Origin of the sequence: Nonomuraea turcica, assembly GCF_030718205.1 — a bacterium.
GTDB lineage: Bacteria > Actinomycetota > Actinomycetes > Streptosporangiales > Streptosporangiaceae > Nonomuraea.
On record NZ_JAUZQF010000013.1, the window covers coordinates 241024 to 259154 of the forward strand.

At 69.6% G+C, this 18131-nt stretch carries 17 protein-coding genes; 11 read left to right on the top strand and 6 right to left on the bottom strand.

The window, feature by feature from the left end:
- Positions 1-39 precede the first annotated feature (39 nt).
- Positions 40-1002 (top strand): ArsR/SmtB family transcription factor, encoded by a 963-nt coding sequence (locus tag Q9G87_RS32135; protein ID WP_305920276.1) that lies wholly within the window; start codon positions 40-42, stop codon positions 1000-1002.
- Here the strand turns inward: Q9G87_RS32135 and Q9G87_RS32140 are convergent.
- The 3 genes from Q9G87_RS32140 to Q9G87_RS32150 all read right to left on the bottom strand — a co-directional run bounded on the left by Q9G87_RS32140 (position 991) and on the right by Q9G87_RS32150 (position 3823).
- A complete protein-coding gene (locus Q9G87_RS32140) occupies positions 991-1929 on the bottom strand; it encodes an NYN domain-containing protein (protein WP_305920277.1) in 939 nt (312 codons plus the stop codon). The genes Q9G87_RS32135 and Q9G87_RS32140 overlap by 12 nt on opposite strands.
- 107 nt (positions 1930-2036) lie before the next feature.
- Positions 2037-2237 carry an acyl-CoA carboxylase subunit epsilon gene (locus tag Q9G87_RS32145; RefSeq protein ID WP_305920278.1) on the bottom strand — a complete coding sequence of 67 codons (201 nt, stop codon included), beginning with the start codon at positions 2235-2237 and terminating at the stop codon, positions 2037-2039.
- Positions 2234-3823, bottom strand: coding sequence for an acyl-CoA carboxylase subunit beta (locus Q9G87_RS32150; RefSeq protein WP_305920279.1), 1590 nt, complete (start codon positions 3821-3823; stop codon positions 2234-2236). The genes Q9G87_RS32145 and Q9G87_RS32150 overlap by 4 nt, the downstream gene beginning before the upstream one ends.
- 36 nt (positions 3824-3859) lie before the next feature.
- Between Q9G87_RS32150 and Q9G87_RS32155 the strand changes: the two genes are divergently transcribed.
- The 3 genes from Q9G87_RS32155 to Q9G87_RS32165 all read left to right on the top strand — a co-directional run bounded on the left by Q9G87_RS32155 (position 3860) and on the right by Q9G87_RS32165 (position 8929).
- Entirely contained in the window at positions 3860-4636 is a 777-nt protein-coding gene (locus tag Q9G87_RS32155) for an ABC transporter ATP-binding protein (protein WP_305920280.1), read from the top strand.
- Complete coding sequence (locus Q9G87_RS32160; RefSeq protein ID WP_305920281.1) at positions 4633-6198, top strand: hypothetical protein; 1566 nt, start codon at positions 4633-4635, stop codon at positions 6196-6198. The genes Q9G87_RS32155 and Q9G87_RS32160 overlap by 4 nt, the downstream gene beginning before the upstream one ends.
- Before the next feature lie 109 nt (positions 6199-6307).
- On the top strand, positions 6308-8929 hold the full coding sequence (locus Q9G87_RS32165) for a phosphoenolpyruvate carboxylase (RefSeq protein ID WP_305920282.1): 2622 nt from the start codon (positions 6308-6310) through the stop codon (positions 8927-8929).
- Positions 8930-9005: 76 nt separating this feature from the next.
- On the opposite strand, the gene Q9G87_RS32170 is transcribed toward Q9G87_RS32165, so the two are convergent.
- The 3 genes from Q9G87_RS32170 to Q9G87_RS32180 all read right to left on the bottom strand — a co-directional run bounded on the left by Q9G87_RS32170 (position 9006) and on the right by Q9G87_RS32180 (position 13189).
- On the bottom strand, positions 9006-10079 hold the full coding sequence (locus tag Q9G87_RS32170) for an epoxide hydrolase family protein (RefSeq protein ID WP_305920283.1): 1074 nt from the start codon (positions 10077-10079) through the stop codon (positions 9006-9008).
- A gap of 66 nt (positions 10080-10145) precedes the next feature.
- A complete protein-coding gene (fdhD, locus tag Q9G87_RS32175) occupies positions 10146-10985 on the bottom strand; it encodes a formate dehydrogenase accessory sulfurtransferase FdhD (protein ID WP_305920284.1) in 840 nt (279 codons plus the stop codon).
- Positions 10982-13189: an FdhF/YdeP family oxidoreductase gene (locus tag Q9G87_RS32180; protein ID WP_305920285.1), complete on the bottom strand. Its 2208-nt coding sequence runs from the start codon at positions 13187-13189 to the stop codon at positions 10982-10984. Before Q9G87_RS32180 ends, fdhD begins: the two co-directional genes overlap by 4 nt.
- A gap of 32 nt (positions 13190-13221) precedes the next feature.
- Between Q9G87_RS32180 and Q9G87_RS32185 the strand changes: the two genes are divergently transcribed.
- The 7 genes from Q9G87_RS32185 to bfr all read left to right on the top strand — a co-directional run bounded on the left by Q9G87_RS32185 (position 13222) and on the right by bfr (position 18112).
- Positions 13222-14034 (top strand): biotin--[acetyl-CoA-carboxylase] ligase, encoded by an 813-nt coding sequence (locus Q9G87_RS32185; RefSeq protein WP_305920286.1) that lies wholly within the window; start codon positions 13222-13224, stop codon positions 14032-14034.
- Positions 14035-14090: 56 nt separating this feature from the next.
- On the top strand, positions 14091-14600 hold the full coding sequence (locus Q9G87_RS32190) for a PH domain-containing protein (protein WP_305920287.1): 510 nt from the start codon (positions 14091-14093) through the stop codon (positions 14598-14600).
- Complete coding sequence (locus tag Q9G87_RS32195; RefSeq protein ID WP_305920288.1) at positions 14597-15562, top strand: adenylate/guanylate cyclase domain-containing protein; 966 nt, start codon at positions 14597-14599, stop codon at positions 15560-15562. The genes Q9G87_RS32190 and Q9G87_RS32195 overlap by 4 nt, the downstream gene beginning before the upstream one ends.
- Positions 15563-15577: 15 nt before the next feature.
- Positions 15578-16663, top strand: a complete 1086-nt coding sequence (locus tag Q9G87_RS32200; protein WP_305920289.1) for an S-(hydroxymethyl)mycothiol dehydrogenase — start codon at positions 15578-15580, stop codon at positions 16661-16663.
- Positions 16664-17284, top strand: a complete 621-nt coding sequence (locus Q9G87_RS32205) for an MBL fold metallo-hydrolase (protein ID WP_305920290.1) — start codon at positions 16664-16666, stop codon at positions 17282-17284.
- A gap of 139 nt (positions 17285-17423) precedes the next feature.
- Positions 17424-17600, top strand: a complete 177-nt coding sequence (locus tag Q9G87_RS32210; RefSeq protein ID WP_127939836.1) for a (2Fe-2S)-binding protein — start codon at positions 17424-17426, stop codon at positions 17598-17600.
- Positions 17601-17626: 26 nt separating this feature from the next.
- The gene (bfr, locus tag Q9G87_RS32215; RefSeq protein WP_305920291.1) at positions 17627-18112 is read left to right on the top strand and encodes a bacterioferritin; all 486 of its coding nucleotides are present in this window, start codon (positions 17627-17629) and stop codon (positions 18110-18112) included.
- Positions 18113-18131 lie beyond the last annotated feature (19 nt).

Here is an 18131-nt window from a genome sequence, read left to right on the forward strand (position 1 = left end):
CAGCCAACACCGCCATTGATTAAGTGACAGGCGAATCCAATGACCCTGGACCTGACGTTCACGGCCCACGACCTCGCCAACACCCGCTTCGCGATCTCACCGCTCGGCGAGGTCGTGGCCAGCGTCCGCGTGGTGAAGGACCCGCAGGCGCACCCGCTCCTGCGCCCCTGGGTCGACCAGGTGCGCCGGCGCCTCCAGAACGTCGGCTGGCGCCTGCTGTCCGATCTCGTCCCGGTGCCCACGATCACCATCGCGGGCTTCACCTGCACGCCGCCGTCCACGTCCATGCCGGACCTGGAGCTGGAACTCGCCACGATGCGGGGCGCGGCCGACCGGGTCCGCTCAGACCTGGACGAGATCCCAGGTCCGCGTACGAAACGCGTCCAAGCCCTCTACGACGACCCGGAGCGGGGCCTGGAACGCCTGGCCAAGGAGGTCGAGGCCTACTGGCGGGCCGCGATGGCGCCCTACTGGCCGCGGATCAGGTCGTTGCTGGAGGGCGAGATCCTCTACCGGGCCAAGCTGCTCGCCGAGGGCGGTGCCCAGCGCATGCTGGCCGACCTCGACGAGGCCGTCACCTGGGAGGATGGGACGCTGCGCATCAAGCATCGGTACGCGTCGGGAGTGCGCTCGCTGCGGGGGCTCGGGCTGCTGCTGGTGCCGTGCGTGTTCGTCGCGCCGCGGGTCTTCTCGGTTACCACGCCGCCGTACCAGCCCACCGTGCGCTACGCGCCGCGCGGCATCGCTACATTGTGGGAGCGCCGCGACCTGGAACCGCCCGAAGCGCTGGCCGCCGTGCTCGGCAGGACCCGCGCCCGGCTGCTGGCCGAGCTCGACCAGCCCGCCTCCACGCGCGACCTGGCCCGGCGCGCCGGGCTCTCCGAAGCCGGCGTCAACCAGCACCTCACCGCGCTCCGCAAGGCAGGATTGTGCTCGGCCCACCGTACGGGGCGATACGTGCTGTACGCGCGTACGGAGATCGCCGAGGCGCTACTTCGATGAGACCCCCACCCCCAGGTCGAACTCGCGGTAAACGCGGGCCCAGAAACCGTCACGCAGCCACACCCGGGCCTCGGGGAACGGCCGCAGCGAGTGGCCGAGCTCCTTCTCCGCCTCGATCAGCAGCTCCGTGTCGATCACGGTCGGCAGGATCGGCCCCGGCAGTAGGTCGCGGATGTTGTCGCGGCCACGGGTGAGGATCCACTTCTGCGCCACGTGCTCGCCCACGTCCTCCACGCGCGGCCGGCTCGGCCCGAGCTTGGCCACCTGCCCCGGCTTGGCGTGCGGCTTGGCGGGCGCGCGGCCGGCGAAGACCTGCGCGGGCGAGGGAGCGGCGGGCGGGGTGACGGGGACGGGTTGGGGAGCACGGCTGAAAAACGGCCTCAGGAAATCAGCAGAGATCACTTCTACGGTGTCGGACTCCCACACCAGGCGCTCGGCCTGGTTGGTGCCGTACGGCGGCTCGACGCCCCACAGGTGGATACGCACGCCGTACGCCTGGGCGGCCTCCACCGCCGGGACCATGTCCTCGTCACCTGCCAGCAGGATCGTGTCGGTGACCGCATGATGTCTCGCCAGGGCCTCCAGATCGCTCCTGATCTGCGCGTCCACGCCTTTCTGCTGGCCACGGGCGTTCAGGTTGCCAAGTCGCACCTTGACCCAAGGGAGCTGGGCGATGACCCGCTGGTCGACGGTGGGCACGCGGTCACGGGCGGCGTCATACCAATAGATCCGCAGAAGTTCGCCAGAAATACGTGCCTCTGCATGTTTCTGTAGACTCTGGATGAGCTCATCAGCGGCCACCCGATATTCCTTGCGCTCCTTGGCGCCGAGCAGCACTTCACCTGCCGCCGCGTACAGATAACCGACATCCACTAGGACGGCGTACTTGGCTGCCACAGGATGCGGCATGAGGTCTGGGATGGCCATGTCGTCCTCCAGGCCGCGGTGTTAGTTGATCGGCCGACTATATACGCCTACTTTCTCTAGATAGTCCCAACTCCCGGCGAGCTTGACACCCGTTTCCCAGGATCTATCTAAGGTAGAGCGCTCATCCGCCATGCCGACTTCCCGGGAAGGACAGGCTTACGCATGCCTCTGGCGGGGTTTCGCCATGTTTGCCGACGGGGTTGGAGAGGCGTTGACGGTTGGGCGTGTCGTGTGGCGAGCGCGGTCACCAACGCGGCGATCTCCTCGGGCGTGGCGTCGCCCCGGACAATACGCAGATGTGGCGTCATAGCGGGATGTTCCCATGCTTCTTCGGCGGGAGCGTGGCCCGCTTGTTCCGCAGCGCGCGCAGCGCCCTGACGACCTGGGGCCGGGTCTCGGACGGCCGGATCACCGCGTCCACGTAGCCGCGCTCCGCCGCGATGTATGGGTTGGCCAGCGTGTCCTCGTACTCGGTGACGAGCCTGGCCCGCTCGGTGTCCGAATCCTCGGCGGCGGCCAGCTCGCGCCGGTAAAGAATGTTGACCGCGCCCTGTGCGCCCATGACCGCGATCTGCGCGGTGGGCCAGGCCAAGTTGACGTCCGCGCCGAGGTGCTTGGACCCCATGACGTCGTACGCGCCGCCGTACGCCTTCCTGGTGATCACCGTGATCAGCGGCACGGTGGCCTCGGCGTAGGCGTAGAGGAGCTTGGCACCGCGGCGGATGATTCCGTTCCATTCCTGATCCGTGCCGGGCAGGAAACCCGGTACATCAACGAAAGTCAGGATTGGAATATTAAAAGCATCACATGTTCGAATAAATCTCGCGGCCTTCTCGGATGCGTTGATATCCAGACATCCGGCGAAATGCATGGGCTGGTTCGCGACCACCCCGACCGGCTGGCCGTCCACCCGGCCGTACCCCACGACGACGTTCGGCGCGAACAATGCGTGCACTTCCAGGAACTCTCCGTCGTCGAGCACGTGCTCGATCACCCGGTGCATGTCGTACGGCTGGTTCGGCGAGTCCGGGATCACCTCGTCCAGCTCGGGATCCGGCTCCAGATCCGCGGCGGCCTCGAACACCGGCGCCTCGTCGAGGTTGTTCGACGGCAGGTACGACAGCAGCGCCTTGACGTAGTCGAGCGCGTCCTCCTCGTCGGCGGCCTGGTAGTGCGCCACGCCCGACTTCGTGTTGTGCGTGCGGGCCCCGCCGAGCTCCTCGAACGTGACCTCCTCACCCGTCACCGTCTTGATCACGTCCGGGCCCGTGATGAACATCTGCGACGTCTGGTCCACCATCACGACGAAGTCGGTCAGCGCGGGGGAGTAGACGTGCCCGCCGGCCGCGGCGCCCATGATGAGCGAGATCTGCGGGATCACGCCGGAGGCGTGCACGTTGCGCTTGAAGATCTCCGCATAGAGGCCGAGCGCGACCACGCCCTCCTGGATCCGCGCGCCGCCGCCCTCGTTGATCCCGATGATCGGGCAGCCGGTCTTGAGCGCCATGTCCAGGACCTTGACGATCTTCTCGCCGTACACCTCGCCGAGCGAGCCGCCGAACACGGTCACGTCCTGCGAGAACACGCACACCTGCCGCCCGTCGACGGTGCCGTGCCCAGTGATCACCCCGTCGCCGTACGGCCGTCGCTTGTCCAGCCCGAACATGGTGGACCGGTGCCTGGCGAACTCGTCGAACTCCACGAACGAGCCCTCGTCCAGCAGCGTGAGCACCCGCTCCCTGGCCGTCATCTTGCCCTTGGCGTGCTGCTTCTCCACCGCCGCCGCGGACCCGGCGTGCACGGCCTCGTCGAGGCGGCGCTCGAGGTCAGCGATCTTTCCGGCAGTCGTATGGATATCCGGCTTGTCCGGGATGGATTCCGCAGCTCCACTCATACGCGCAAGGCTAGTCTCTCCTCATAGATTGGTTCCATGACGGATGCCGTTCGCACCCAGGGCCTGTTCAAGCGCTATGGACAGCAGGTCGCGGTGGCCGGAGTCGATCTCGTCGTCCCCGCCGGCAGCTTCGCGGGCCTGGTCGGGCCCAACGGCGCGGGCAAGACGACCACGCTCAGCATGATCACTGGGTTGCTCCGGCCGGATGGCGGGTCGGCCGAGGTGGACGGGCTTCATGTGTGGCGCGATCCCGTCGAGGTCAAGGCCCGCATCGGGGTGCTGCCGGAGGGTTTGCGGCTGTTCGAGCGGCTGTCGGGCCGCGAGCTGCTCCTCTACGCGGGGCGGTTGCGCGGCATCCCCAAAGGCGAGGTGGAGCAGCGGGCCGGCGAGCTGCTGCACCTGATGGACCTGGCCGGCGCCGCCGACAAGCTGGTCGTGGACTACTCCACCGGCATGCGCAAGAAGATCGGCCTGGCGGCCGCGTTATTGCACAACCCGTCGGTGTTGTTCCTGGACGAGCCGTTCGAGGGTGTCGATCCGGTCAGCGCCAACACGCTCACCGAGGTGCTCCAGCGCTTCACCGCCTCCGGCTCGACGGTCATTTTCTCCAGTCACGTGATGGACCTGGTCGAGCGGCTGTGCGACTGGGTGTCGGTGATGAATGCGGGACACATCGTGGCGCAGGGGTCACTGGAGCAGGTGCGCGGCGGCCGCAGCCTCAACCAGGCATTCCTTGACCTGGTCGGCGGCTCGGCGCAGGGCCGCGAGGCGGGACTGACCTGGCTGGGCGCCAGGACCAAGGAAGCCCCATGAACACGGTGTCGCTGTTCGCGCGGCTGAAGCTCCGGCTGCTGGCCGGCAACCTGCGCGGCGACCTTCAGCGCAAGCTCGGGTTCATCTTCACCCTGATCATGGCCACCGGTCTGGCCGCGCTCGGCTTCCTCCTGATGAGCCTGCTCCGGCTGGCGCCCGGCGACATCAGGACCTCGCTCGTGATCGTGGCGTTCGCGTTCTTCCTGTTCGCCTGGATGATCGTGCCGCTGATGGCGTTCGGCCTGGACGACACGCTCGATCCGGCCAAGTTGTCGTTGTTCCCGCTGCGGACGCGCACGTTGGCGGTCGGCATGTTCACCGCGTCCGTGACGGGCGTCTGGCCGGCCGCGATGCTGATCGTCACGGTCGGCGCGTTGATCGCGCTGCCTGTCAACATCGGCGGCGTGCTGCTCGGCGTGCCGGCCGTGCTGCTGCAGTTCGCGCTCTGCGTGGTGACATCACGGCTGATCACCACGTCGTTGTCGAGCGCGCTGCGCACCCGGCGCGGTCGTGACGTGCTGGCCGTGGCCGCCCTGCTCGTGGTGGTGCTCGCGCAGCTGCCCAACCTGGTGTTGAACCGCGGCTTCGGCGACCCGGAGGCGATGCTGCACCAGATGGCAGCCGTGCTCCGGTGGACCCCGCCGGGCATGGCCGCGCACGCGATCGCCGACGGCGGCCTGGCCGGGCTGGCCGAACTCGCGTTCCTGGCGTTGCTGGTCGTGGCGCTCGGCTGGCTGTGGATCAAAGCACTGAGCCGTGCGCTGGTCATGCCGGACGTCTCCACCCAGGCGGCCTCCGTACGCAGGGAAACCGGACTGGTGGACCGGATCCTGCCGGACGGGCCGCTGGCCGCCGTGGTCACCAAGGAGCTGAAGTACATCAGGCGCGAGCCGAGGTTCCGCGTGGGCTGGTTCAGCGCCGTCGTGGTCACGCTCGTGTTGTCGTTCTCGCTGAGCAACACGTCGGATGGGCCGCCGGGGCCGGGCCTGCCGATCGTGATCGCAACGGTCGGCGCCCTGATGATCGCCCTGCAGTCGGGCAACGCGTTCGGCATCGACGGCCGCTCGCTCTGGATGAACGCCGTGACGTTCGGCTCCGAGCGCAGCCTGGCCGCGGACCTGGCCGGGCGCCACCTGGCCAACGCGCTGGTCGCGGTGCCGCTGCTCGCCGTGATCGCGGTCTGCGCGGGCCTGTTCGCCGGCCACCCGGCGGCGATCCTGCCGGCGATGCTGGCCGGCTGGGGCGCGCTCGGGATCGGCCTCGGCGTCGGCTCCGTGACCAGCGTCGTGCTGCCCTACTCCGTGCCGGAGCGGATGAACGCCTTCAGCGGCGCCGCTCCCGGGCAGGGCGGGCAGGCGTTCGCCTCCTCCATGGGCGCGATGCTCGGGATCGCGCTGCTGTCGCTGCCGTTCGTGGTCCCCCTCATGTTCGGGCTCCTGTGGGTCAGCGTGCTCGCGCCGTTCTACGGGCTGCTGGCCGAGGTGCTCGGCAGGCGGCTGGCCGCCAAGATCGGCTTCGGCCGGCTCCCCGAGCTGCTCGGGGCCGTGTCGAAGGCCTCCTGACCAGTGTCTCCCGCCGCTCCTCCAGGCGACGGCACTCCCTCGCAGTGGTCTAGTCCAATTGGTGAGACCGGTCTACGGGCACTTCGGGCGACTAGATACCCTTCGAGACATGATTGACCAGGGGCTCGAACATCGCAGCGCCGCAGTGACGGAGATGCCGGACGAGCTGCGCCACGACGTGCGGATGCTCGGCAAGCTGCTCGGCCAGGTGCTCGCCGAGCAGGGCGGCGAGGACCTGCTGGCCGACGTCGAACGGCTGCGCAAGGCCGTCATCGCGGCACGCAGGGGCGAGATCTCGGCCGATGTGATCACCGACATGGTCGCGGCGTGGGACATCGAGCGGGCGGTCCAGGTCGCCCGCGCGTTCACGTGTTATTTCCACCTGGCCAACCTCGCCGAGGAGCATTATCGGATCCGCACGCTGCGCGAGCGGGACGCCGAGGGCAGGGTCCAGCGGGAGTCGATGGCGCAGGCCGTCCACGAGCTGGGCCACGACCGGGTCGCCGAGCTGCTGGAAGGCCTAGAGCTGCACCCGGTGCTGACCGCGCACCCGACCGAGGCGCGCAGGCGCGCGGTCGTCACCGCCATCCAGCGGATCAGCGGCCAGCTCACCGAATACAACACCCCAGGTCGCGGGGCCTCCGAACGGGCCGAGAGCAAGCGGCGCCTGTTGGAGGAGATCGACCTGCTGTGGCGCACGGCCCAGCTGCGCTCGACCAAGCTCGACCCGCTCGACGAAGTGCGCACCGCCATGGCCGCCTTCGACGAGACGTTGTTCCGCATGGTGCCGCAGGTCTACCGCGCGCTGGACGCGGCACTCGACCCGGGGACCGGCACCCGCCCGCCGCAGGCGAGGCCGTTCGTCAGATACGGCAGCTGGATCGGCGGCGACCGCGACGGCAACCCCAATGTCACGGCCAGGGTCACCCGCGAGACCATCCAGATCCAGTCCGAGCACGTGCTGGCCGCGCTGGAGGCCGCGTGCCTGCGCATCGCCCGCACGCTCACCGCCGCCGCCACGCTCGCCCCCTGCTCACCCGAGCTGAAGACGGCGCTGGCCGCGACCGTGGCCGCCCACCCCGGGGTCGTCTCCGAGCTGGCCACCCGGTCGCCGCGAGAGCCGCACCGGCAGTGGTTGCTGTTCGTGGCCGCGCGCATCGCCGCCACCCAGCGGCGCGACCTCGACCTGGCCTACCGCTCGCCCGCCGATCTGTTGGCCGACCTGCGGCTGGCCCAGGAGTCGCTGGCCGCCACCGCGCCGCGGCAGGCGTACGGGGAGTTGCAGCACCTCATCTGGCAGGTGGAGACGTTCGGCTTCCATCTGGCCGAGCTGGAGGTGCGCCAGCACTCCCAGGTGCACGCGGCGGCGCTGGAGGAGCTGCGGGCCGGCGGTGAGCTGTCGGAGCGTACCGAGGAGGTCCTGGCCACGATCCGGGTGATCGGCTGGATCCAGGAGCGGTTCGGCGTCACCGCCTGCTCCCGTTACGTGGTCTCCTTCACCCGCTCCGCCGACGACGTCGCGGCCGTCTACGAGCTGGCCCGGCACGCGCTCGGCGACCGCGCGCCCGTGCTGGACGTGGTGCCGCTGTTCGAGTCCGGCCAGGACCTGGCCAACTCGCCGCGCGTGCTGAGCGGCATGCTGGAGATCCCGCAGATCCAGGAGCGCCTGGCGGCCACCGGCCGGCGCCTGGAGATCATGCTCGGCTACTCCGACTCCGCCAAGGAGCTCGGCCCGGCCGCCGCCACGCTGCGCCTGTACGAGGCACAGGAGGAGCTGACCGCCTGGGCCGCGAAGCACGACGTGAAGCTGCGCATGTTCCACGGCCGTGGCGGCGCGCTCGGCCGTGGCGGCGGCCCGGCCAACCGCGCGGTGCTGGCGCAGGCCCCCGGCTCGGTCGCGGGTCGTTTCAAGGTCACCGAGCAGGGCGAGGTCATCTTCGCCCGCTACGGTCACATCGCGATCGCCCGCCGCCACCTGGAACAGGTCACCAACGCCGTCCTGATGGCCTCCTCGCCCTCGGTCGGCGCCCGCACCGCGGCCGCGGCCGAGCGCTTCCGCGGTCTCGCCGAGCAGGTGGCGGTCGCGTCGGAGCAGGCGTACCGGGCGTTGACCGAGGCGCCGGGCTTCCCCGAGTGGTTCGGCCTGGTCAGCCCGCTGGAGGAGATCGGCACGCTGCGCCTGGGCTCCCGCCCGGCCCGCCGCGGCCTGGGCGCGCCGCGTTCGCTCGACGACCTGCGGGCGATCCCGTGGGTGTTCGCGTGGGCGCAGACCCGGGTCAACCTGCCCGGCTGGTACGGCCTGGGCACCGGACTGGCGTCGGTGGGCTCGCTGGAGGAGCTGCGGGCCGCGTACGCGGAGTGGCCGCTGTTCAACGCGATGCTGGACAACGCGGAGATGTCACTGGCCAAGACCGACCGCTCGATCGCCAAGCGCTACCTGGCCCTGGGCGGCCGGGAGGACTTCACCCGGCAGGTGCTGGAGGAGTACGACCGGACCCGCGACCTGGTGCTGCGCGTCACCGGGCACACGAGGCTGCTGGAGAACCGCAAGGTGCTGTCGCGCGCCGTCCAGTTGCGCGACCCGTACGTGGACGCGCTGTCGCACCTCCAGCTGCGGGCCCTGCGTGCCCTGCGCACCGGCCAGCCGTCGGAGCAGGAACGCGATCGGCTGTCCACGCTCCTGCTCCTGTCGGTCAACGGGGTGGCGGCGGGCCTGCAGAACACCGGCTGACGACGGCTCCGGCGAAGGTCCTTTGGCGGAAGGGCGGGCGGCGGGGGAGCAGGGCGGCTGACGCGCGACAACGGGGCTAGCGGAGGCCCGTGAAGAAGGCGATGACGTCGGAGGTGAGCGCCTCGGTCGCGGTGTGCGCGGTGTAGTGGCCGTGGGCCGGGGCCGGCAGCGTCTTCCAGCTGACGATGTTGGCGTGGTCCCGGTCGGCGAAGCGGCGGATCGACTTGAAGTCGCCCTCGCCCATCGCCAGCGCCGTCGGCACGGTCGTGGGCTCCTTGGGCTGCTCGGCGCGCGCGTTCTCCCAGTAAAGGCGGATCGCGGAGCCGACGGTCCCGGTGAACCAGTAGATCGCCGCGTTGGCCAGCACGAAGTCGTCGTCCAGGTCGTCGTCGAGGAGCTGGGCCAGCCAGCCGACCAGGCCGGCGGGGGAGTCGGCGATGGCGTGGGCGAGGGTCTGCGGCTGCTGCGCGTGCAGCACGTTGAAGGCGCCCTTCTCCTTCCAGAACCACTCCAGCACGGCCAGCCCGGCCTGCTCCTCCTCGCTCAGCCCCGCGAACTCGGCGGGGTCGCCCGAGGGGAACGAGAACAGCTGCGTGACGTGCACGCCCACGACGTGGCCGGGGTCGACGCGGCCGATCTCGGGCGAGATCATCGAGCCGGCGTCGTTGCCGACCGCGCCGTAGCGCTCGTAGCCCAGCCGGCCCATCAGCTCGGCCCACGCGCGGGCGATGCGGGAGTTGTTCCAGCCCAGCTCCTTGGTGGGGCCGGAGAAGCCGTATCCGGGCAGCGACGGGACGACCAGGTGGAAGTGGCGCGAGAGCGGCTCGATGGCGTCGAGGTATTCGACGATCGAGCCGGGCCAGCCGTGGGTGAGGATCAGCGCCAGGGCGTCGGGGTTGTCGCTGCGCACGTGGATGAAGTGGATGTTCTGCCCGTCGATCTCCGTGGTGAACTGCGGGTACGCGTTGAGCCTCGCCTCCTGGGCCCGCCAGTCGAAGCCGTCGCGCCAGTAGTCGACCAGGCGCTTGACCCGCTCGACGGTCACGCCCTGCTCAGCGCCGGGGATCTCGTCGGTGAAGCGGGTCATGGCGAGGCGGGCCTGGAGGTCGTCGAGGTCGGACTGAGAAATCTCGACACGGAAGGGGTTCATGACGCATCCTCTCGGAACGGTTTGTTCTGTTCCAAGAGTATCAGAACGGAATGCTTCATTCCATAACTATGGCGTGATCCGTTCCTGATCCGCGTACACGTTGCAGCGCTCCCCGCGCAGGAAGCCCACCAGCGTCATGCCGAACTCCCTGGCCAGCTCCACGGCCAGCGACGAGGGCGCCGACACCGCGCACACCGCCGGGATCCCGGCGGCGAGGGCCTTCTGCATGATCTCGTAGCTGGCCCGGCCGCTGACCATGAGCACATGCTCGGCCAGCGGCAGCCGCCCCGCCATCGCGGCCCAGCCGACCAGCTTGTCCACCGCGTTGTGCCGCCCCACGTCCTCACGCACCGCTACCAGCGTGCCGGTGGCCGAGAACAGCCCCGCGGCGTGCAGTCCGCCGGTCTTGCCGAACACGCCCTGCGCGCGGCGGAGCGTGTCCGGCAGCCCGTACAGGATGTCGGGGGTGAGCCGCAGCGAGCCCTCCGGGAGGGGCACGCAGCGGTCGCGCAGCGCGTCGAGGCTGGCCGAGCCGCAGACGCCGCACGCGCTGGAGGTGAGGAAATGCCGGTCCAGCGCGGGCAGGTCGGGGATGGGGCCGCGCAGACGTACGGTGACCGTGTTGTAGCGGGCCTCCGGCGGGAGGTCCTCGTCGGTGCAGTAGACGATGGCCGCGACGTCGCCGGGCCGCACGAGCCCTTCGCCGTGCAGGAACCCGGCGGCCAGCTCGAAGTCGTGGCCCGGCGTGCGCATGGTGATGGCGACGGTCTTGCGCTCGCCGTCCGGCGCGGTGAGCCGGATCTCCAGCGGCTCCTCCGTGGCCAGGTCGTCGCGGCGGTCCCTGGCGACGGAGCCGTTGAGCTCCCGGATCCTGGCGCGGGTGGTGGGGCCGGGTCGCCTCGTCATAGCGGCCGCACGGTGACGAGGGCGTTGTAGTCGGGGATGCGCGCCTGGGGCGAGCGGCGGGACTCATCCAGCAGCACATTGCCCTCCGGCCAGTGAATCTGCAGGTTGCCGGGCATGAGCGGGGCCCGCAGGACCCTGCCCTGGTATGTTCGCCCGCCCGAGCGTAGCTCGACTCTGGCGCCGTCGGGCAGGCCCAGGCGGTCGGCGTCGTACGCGCTCATCAGCACGGCCTCGCGCACCGCGTTGTTGAAGGCGTCGCGTCGCTCGTGGACCATGCTGTTGAACTGCTTGCCGCGCCTGGTGGCCACCATGAAGGTCCCATCGGGGCGTTCCAGCGCGGGCGGCTCGACTGCGGAGAACCTGCCGAGCCCGTCCGGGGTCTGGAAACGGCCGTCGGCGAACAGGTGGCGGCCGCCGTACTGGACGTTGTCTCCGAACTTCGACAGGCCGGCGATGCCCTCGTAGAAGGGAACGGCCTTCTCGATCTCGGCGCGGATCTGGGGTGTGCCGGTGAAGCGGATTTTTGCCGAAATTTCAGGGCGCGTTTGGGCGGCCAGCTCCGTGAAGATCTTCCACTCCGGCCACGCCTCGCCGATCCGCGGCCCCTCCACCTCCGGTGAGAAGATGATCCGCCGCTCGGTGGAGGTCTCGGTCACGCCGCCGACCATCTCGTAGCGGGTCTGGGCGGGCAGCAGCAGCACGTCGCCCTCGCCCGGCACGAGCATCTGCGACGACAACACGATGTCGATGTGCACCCGCAGCCGCAGCCGCGACAGGGCCTCGCGGCAGTAGGCCGGGTCGGGGAGCACCTCCAGGAAGTTGCCGCCCGAGGAGACCAGCGCGTCGAGGTCCCCGCGGTGGGCGGCGTCGATCATGTCGGTGGCGGTCAGGCCGGGCGTGTCCGGCACCTCGAATCCCCACATGTCCGTAAATTTCGCGGCGTTTTCTGGTGTGATCGGCAGCCCGCCCGGCAGCCCGGTCGCGTACGCGCCCATCTCCGCCCCGCCCTGCACACCGCTGTGCCCACGGATCGGCATCAGCCCGCACTTGTCCCGTCCGACGAAGCCGCGAGCGAGCGCCAGGTTGACGATCGCCCGCACGTTGTCCTCGCCGTAGGCGTGCTGGGTGATCCCCATGGACCACACGAGCACCGCCGACCGGGCCTCGCCCAGCATCCTGGCCAGGCGGAGCATGTCGTCACGCGAGGCGCCGGACAGCGCTTCCAGCTCCTCCCACGACTGGCCGGCGACGGCCCGCCGCACGTCCTCGAAGCCGCTCGTCCGCTGGTCCACGAATGCCTTGTCCACCCAGTCGTTCTCGATGAGGTGCTTGAGCACGCCGTTGAGGAAGCCGATGTCGCCGCCCACGTTCACGCCGAAGAACTCATCGGTGATCTTCGTGCCGAACACCGCGGACTCGGCGTTCGACGGCACCCAGTATTTGTCCATGCCGGGCTCGCGGTAGGCGTTGACCATCGCGATCCGGGTGCCCTCCTTCTTGGCGTGGTAGAGGTATTTCATCGCCACCGGCTGGTTGTTCGACGGATTCGAGCCGATGAAGACGATGAGGTCCGAGCCGATCCAGTCGCTGTAGGAGCAGGTCGTGGCGGCCGCGCCGATGGTCTGCTTGAGTGCGACGGTGGACGGTGAGTGGCAGATGCGGGCGGCGTTGTCGACGTTGTTGGTGCCGAGCGCGCGCACCGCCTTCTGTGCCGCGTAGTAGTTTTCGTTGGGCATGCCGCGACTGGTCAGGTAAGCCCCGAACCGTGTTCCCCGCAGCCCTTCCGCCGCCACCCGCAACGCCTCGTCCCACGAGATGCGGGTGAATCCGGCCTCCCCGGCCCGCCGCAGCATCGGATAGGGCAGCCGGCCGAGCTCTCGCAGCTCGGCGCTCTTCTTGCCGGCGAGCCCGGAGACCTCGCGCAGCACGGAGACGTCCATGGCCGGCATTGTGTTGAGCGGCAGCAGCCGCAGCCTGATGTTGCACAGATGGATCTCGTCCATCGTCCAGTCACGCATGCCCTGCGTGCCCAGGGCGCACCCGTCACAGGTGCCCTGGTTGAGTATCCGCCACGCGTAGCGCCTGTTGCCCTTGACGGACCTGAACGCCTTCCACAGCTCCAGGTAATTGTTCGGCTTGCGCAACCCGATGCCGAACGGCCGCCAGGACGCCCAGTTACGCGGATCCAGACGCTTGCTGCTCATGTCTCCATCCTCCCTCCTGCGAAGATATGAGAATGCGCTACTCCGACCTCGACCGGCCGCCCCTCTCCGCGGCGGCGCTCAACCGCGCCCTGGTCCGCCCCGGCAGCCTGTGGACGGGCGTCACCGTCGTGGAGAGCACCGGCTCCACCAACTCCGACCTGGCCAAGGCCGCACAGGAGGGAGCCGCCGAGGGCGCGGTGCTGGTGGCGGAGGAGCAGCTCGCCGGCCGCGGCAGGCTGGCCCGCACCTGGTCGGCACCGCCTCGCTCCGGGCTGACGTTCTCGATCTTGCTGCGACCGCAGGTCTCGGTGGCCACGCAGGGCTGGCTCTCACTCCTGTACGGCGTCGCCGCCGCCTCGGCCGTGCGCCGGCTGGCCGAGGTGGACGTCCGCCTGAAGTGGCCCAACGACCTGCTGATCGGCGAGCGCAAGCTGGCCGGCGTGCTGGCCGAGCGGGCCGGCGACGCCATCGTCATCGGCATGGGGCTCAACGTGTCGCTCAGGCCCGAGGAGCTGCCCGTCGAGACGGCCACGTCGCTGGCCATCGAGCAGGCGGCGTGCGTGGACCGGGATCCGCTGCTCAGGGCCGTGCTCAGGGAGGTCGAGACCCACTACAGGGAGTGGACGGCGGCCGGCGGTGACGCCGAGGCCTCCGGGCTGCACTCGGCCTACCTGGCGGCCAGCGCTACGATCGGCCGCCTGGTGCGGGTGGACCTGCCCGGCGGGCAGGTGCTGATCGGGCAGGCGACGGGCGTCGACGCCTCCGGCCACCTGCAGGTGGCGAGCGAGGGCGAACGTCACACGCTGAGCGCGGGCGACGTCGTGCACGTACGGATCGCGGGATGAGCCGGTTTGCGTCGTCCGCGTAGCCGCCGGGCGGCGATGGTGGCACGATGTGCGCCATGACCCTTCCCGACCATCATCTGACGCAGGGTGAGCGGCGCGTCCGATCCTTCAATCCGCACTGGAAGCGGCTCATCGGCCCGCTCCTCGCGCTCATTCTCATCGCCGCGGCCTCGGGCGCGGCGCTGTGGTTCATACCTGAGTGGGAGTTCGCTCTCTACGCCAGGATCGCCGTCGTCGTCATCGCGCTCGTCCTGCTGACGATCTGGTCGTTCGTGCCCTACCTGCAGTGGAAGAACACCGGCTACGTGCTCACCACGCACCGCTTCACGATCAGCACGGGCGTGCTCAACAAGTCCACCGACGAGATCCCGATCGCCAAGGTCAACACGGTCAGCTCCGACCAGACGTTCGCCGAGCGCCTGCTCGGCTGCGGCACGCTGACCGTCGAGTCCGCCGGCGAGCGGGGCGAGATCGTGCTCCGGGACATCCCGAAGATCCAGGACGTCCGCACTGACATCTTCAGGCTCGTCGAGGACGCCTCGGACGGCGAAGTCGACGGCCGTTGAGCCCGGGCTCGCGGGGGCGGCCGACCGCCGAGGAGATCGAGCTCCGGCTCCTCGGCCTGCCTCGCCGCTACACACGCGCGCAGGTCGCGGGCCTGGCCGGCGTGTCGCCGGAGCTGGCGGGGCGCATCTGGCGGGCGCTCGGCTTCGCCCAGCGCGCCGATGACGACGCGGCGTTCACCGACGCCGACGTCGACGCGCTGCGCCGGGTGCGCAGCATGCTCGACAGCGGCCTGCTCGAGGAGGAGACGGTCGTCCGCATGGCCCGCGCGCTCGGCCAGACCACGGCCAGGCTTGCCCAGTGGCAGGCGGAGATCATGACGGGGTCGATGCTGCCGCGGGATCCCGACGAGGGCGACCTGGCCGACGTACTCGACACGGCGCAGGAGCTGCTGCCGGACTTCGAGCACGTGCTGATCCACGTCTGGCGGGCCCAGCTCGCCGCGGCCGGCACCCGGCTGCTGGCGCTCGCCGACGGCCACGACGAGCTGGTGCCGACGCGCGTATCGATGGCGGTGGGGTTCGCGGACCTGGTCTCGTTCACCCGGCGCGCCCGCGAGCTGGACGAGCGGGAGCTGGCGGAGCTGGTGGAAGGGTTCGAGTCGCGAGCCTCCGACGTGGTGGCCACGCACGGCGCCAGGCTGGTCAAGACGCTGGGCGACGAGGTGCTGTTCACGGCGCCGACCCCGGCGCAGGCGGCGGCGATCGCGCTCGACCTGGTCGAGGCGGAGGAGCTGCGCATCGGCATGGCCTACGGGCCGGTGCTGCCGGTGATGGGCGACGTCTTCGGCACCACCGTCAACCTGGCCGCCAGGCTCACCGCGATCGCTCGCCCGGGCACCGTTCTGGTGGACCAGGAGCTGGCCGGCGGGCTGGACGGCTACGAGGTGCACAAGATGCGACGCCGCCCGGCCAGAGGCCTCGGCGTGGTGCAGCCCTATGTCTTGCGGAGATCATCCTCCTGACACAAGATGGCTGCCATGCCGTACGAAGTGCAGGGCGTCATCGCCCGAGGTAAGGGCCAGGAAGTTTCCCTCGAGACGGTCCTCGTGCCGGACCCGGGGCCGGGTGAGGCCGTCGTGAACGTGCAGGCCTGCGGGGTCTGCCATACCGACCTGCACTATCGGGAGGGCGGGATCAGCGACGACTTCCCGTTCCTGCTCGGTCACGAGGCCGCGGGCGTCGTCGAGGCGGTCGGGCCCGGAGTCACCGAGGTGGAGCCGGGCGACTTCGTGATCCTCAACTGGCGCGCCGTGTGCGGCCAGTGCCGGGCCTGCCTGCGCGGCCGCCCTTGGTACTGCTTCAGCACGCACAACGCGGCCCAGAAGATGACGCTCAAGGACGGCACCGAGCTGTCCCCGGCCCTCGGAATCGGCGCGTTCCTGGAGAAGACGCTGGTCGCGGCCGGGCAGTGCACCAAGGTCGCGGCCGAGGCCCCGGCGCAGGTCGCGGGGCTGCTGGGGTGCGGGGTGATGGCCGGGATCGGCGCGGCGATCAACACCGGAGGGGTGACGCGGGGCGACAGCGTGGCCGTGATCGGCTGCGGCGGGGTCGGCGACGCGGCGATCCTCGGCGCATCGCTGGCCGGCGCCGCCACGATCATCGCGGTGGACGTGGACGACCGCAAGCTGGAGTGGGCGCGTGGCTTCGGCGCCACACACACGGTCAACTCGCGCGAGAACGACCCGATCGAGGCTGTTCGCGACCTGACCGGCGGTTTCGGCGCGGACGTGGTCATCGAGGCGGTGGGCCGGCCGGAGACCTACATCCAGGCGTTCTACGCCCGCGACCTGGCCGGGACCGTGGTCCTGGTCGGCGTGCCGACGCCGGAGATGAAGCTGGAGCTGCCGCTGCTGGACGTCTTCGGCCGCGGCGGGTCGCTGAAGTCGTCCTGGTACGGCGACTGCCTGCCGAGCCGTGACTTCCCGATGCTCATCGACCTGTTCCTGCAGAACCGGCTGCCGCTCGACAAGTTCGTGTCGGAGACGATCGGGGTCGGCCAGGTCGAGGAGGCGTTCGCGAAGATGCACCGGGGCGAGGTGCTGCGTTCGGTGGTGACGTTCTAAATGATCGACCGGGTCATCACCTCAGGCACGTTCTCGCTGGACGGCGGCACGTGGGAGGTCGACAACAACGTCTGGCTCGTCGGTGACGCGCGCGAGGTGGTGATCGTCGACGCGGCCCACGACGCCGCCACGATCGCCGAGCGGGTCGGCGGGCGCGCGGTCAAGGCCATCATCTGCACGCACGCGCACAACGACCACATCAACGCCGCCCGGCCGCTGGCCGAGCTGACCGGGGCGCCGATTCGGCTGCATCCCGCCGACCAGGTGTTGTGGGAGATGGAGTACTCCGACGCGGTGCCGTACGAGCCGCTGACCGACGGCGAGCGCATCGAGGTCGGCGGCTGCGTGCTGGAGATCCTGCACACCCCCGGCCACGCGCCCGGCGCGGTCTGCGTGCACGCGGGCGAGCTCGGCGCGTTGTTCAGCGGCGACACGCTGTTCAAGGGCGGGCCCGGCGCGACCGGCCGCTCCTACTCCTCCTTCGACACGATCATCGAGTCGATCAGGAAGCGTCTGCTGGCGCTGCCACCCGAAACGGTCGTGCACACTGGTCACGGCGACTCCACGACGATCGGCGCCGAGGCCCCGCATCTGGAGGAGTGGATCGCCCGAGGGCACTGATTGGGACAAGCCGTAATCTTCCGATCGCACAGGGATACAGGAGTGTGTCCCACCTAACGTAGGCAAGCCTTACCAAAGTGGGATATCTTAGGTGTGCCTAACCTTGGCATCCCAACTCCTGGCGAGAGGCCGTCCCTGGATGTACGTGTGCATTTGTCGTGCTGTGACCGAGAACGAAGTGCACGACTGCATTGCCTCGGGGGCGACGAGCGCGAAGCAGATTCGCGACACCACCGGGGCTGGTGGGGACTGTGCCCGATGTGTGCGGAAGATCTGTGCGATCCTGAAACGGTCGGAAGAACTGACGACCGCATAGCCGGATAGCAGCAAGGGGCCCGTCACATGCAGGGCGACAAGCAGATCATCGAGTTGCTCAACGAACAGTTGACCGCCGAGCTCACCGCGATCAACCAGTATTTCCTGCACGCGAAGATGCAGGAAAACTGGGGCTACACCAAACTCGCCGAGCACACCCGGGAAGAGTCGATCGACGAGATGCGCCACGCCGAGCGCCTCACCGATCGCATCCTCTTTCTGGAGGGCCTCCCCAACTACCAGAGACTAGGCACCCTGCACATCGGGCAGACCGTCGAAGAGCAGCTCAGGGCCGACTTGGAAGTGGAGATGTCGGTGGTGCAGCGGCTGCGCCCGGCGATCGCCCTCATGCGCGAGAAGGGCGACATCACCTCGGCCAACATCTTCGAGGACATCCTCCGCGACGAGGAACAGCACATCGACTATCTGGAAACCGAGCTCGGCCTCATCAACAGCCTGGGCATCCAGCTCTACCTGGCCCGCTACGCCGAGCCGCCCTCCGTCGACGACTGACCCTGCCGATGGGGCGGGC

What these genes read in the sequence shown, in the direction of transcription:
- Q9G87_RS32135 (WP_305920276.1), top strand. Translation starts at nt 40, where the DNA reads ATGACCCTGGACCTGACGTTCACGGCCCACGACCTCGCCAACACCCGC.
- Q9G87_RS32140 (WP_305920277.1), bottom strand. Translation starts at nt 1,929, where the DNA reads ATGGCCATCCCAGACCTCATGCCGCATCCTGTGGCAGCCAAGTACGCC.
- Q9G87_RS32145 (WP_305920278.1), bottom strand. Translation starts at nt 2,237, where the DNA reads ATGACGCCACATCTGCGTATTGTCCGGGGCGACGCCACGCCCGAGGAG.
- Q9G87_RS32150 (WP_305920279.1), bottom strand. Translation starts at nt 3,823, where the DNA reads ATGAGTGGAGCTGCGGAATCCATCCCGGACAAGCCGGATATCCATACG.
- Q9G87_RS32155 (WP_305920280.1), top strand. Translation starts at nt 3,860, where the DNA reads ATGACGGATGCCGTTCGCACCCAGGGCCTGTTCAAGCGCTATGGACAG.
- Q9G87_RS32160 (WP_305920281.1), top strand. Translation starts at nt 4,633, where the DNA reads ATGAACACGGTGTCGCTGTTCGCGCGGCTGAAGCTCCGGCTGCTGGCC.
- Q9G87_RS32165 (WP_305920282.1), top strand. Translation starts at nt 6,308, where the DNA reads ATGATTGACCAGGGGCTCGAACATCGCAGCGCCGCAGTGACGGAGATG.
- Q9G87_RS32170 (WP_305920283.1), bottom strand. Translation starts at nt 10,079, where the DNA reads ATGAACCCCTTCCGTGTCGAGATTTCTCAGTCCGACCTCGACGACCTC.
- fdhD (WP_305920284.1), bottom strand. Translation starts at nt 10,985, where the DNA reads ATGACGAGGCGACCCGGCCCCACCACCCGCGCCAGGATCCGGGAGCTC.
- Q9G87_RS32180 (WP_305920285.1), bottom strand. Translation starts at nt 13,189, where the DNA reads ATGAGCAGCAAGCGTCTGGATCCGCGTAACTGGGCGTCCTGGCGGCCG.
- Q9G87_RS32185 (WP_305920286.1), top strand. Translation starts at nt 13,222, where the DNA reads ATGCGCTACTCCGACCTCGACCGGCCGCCCCTCTCCGCGGCGGCGCTC.
- Q9G87_RS32190 (WP_305920287.1), top strand. Translation starts at nt 14,091, where the DNA reads ATGACCCTTCCCGACCATCATCTGACGCAGGGTGAGCGGCGCGTCCGA.
- Q9G87_RS32200 (WP_305920289.1), top strand. Translation starts at nt 15,578, where the DNA reads ATGCCGTACGAAGTGCAGGGCGTCATCGCCCGAGGTAAGGGCCAGGAA.
- Q9G87_RS32205 (WP_305920290.1), top strand. Translation starts at nt 16,664, where the DNA reads ATGATCGACCGGGTCATCACCTCAGGCACGTTCTCGCTGGACGGCGGC.
- Q9G87_RS32210 (WP_127939836.1), top strand. Translation starts at nt 17,424, where the DNA reads ATGTACGTGTGCATTTGTCGTGCTGTGACCGAGAACGAAGTGCACGAC.
- bfr (WP_305920291.1), top strand. Translation starts at nt 17,627, where the DNA reads ATGCAGGGCGACAAGCAGATCATCGAGTTGCTCAACGAACAGTTGACC.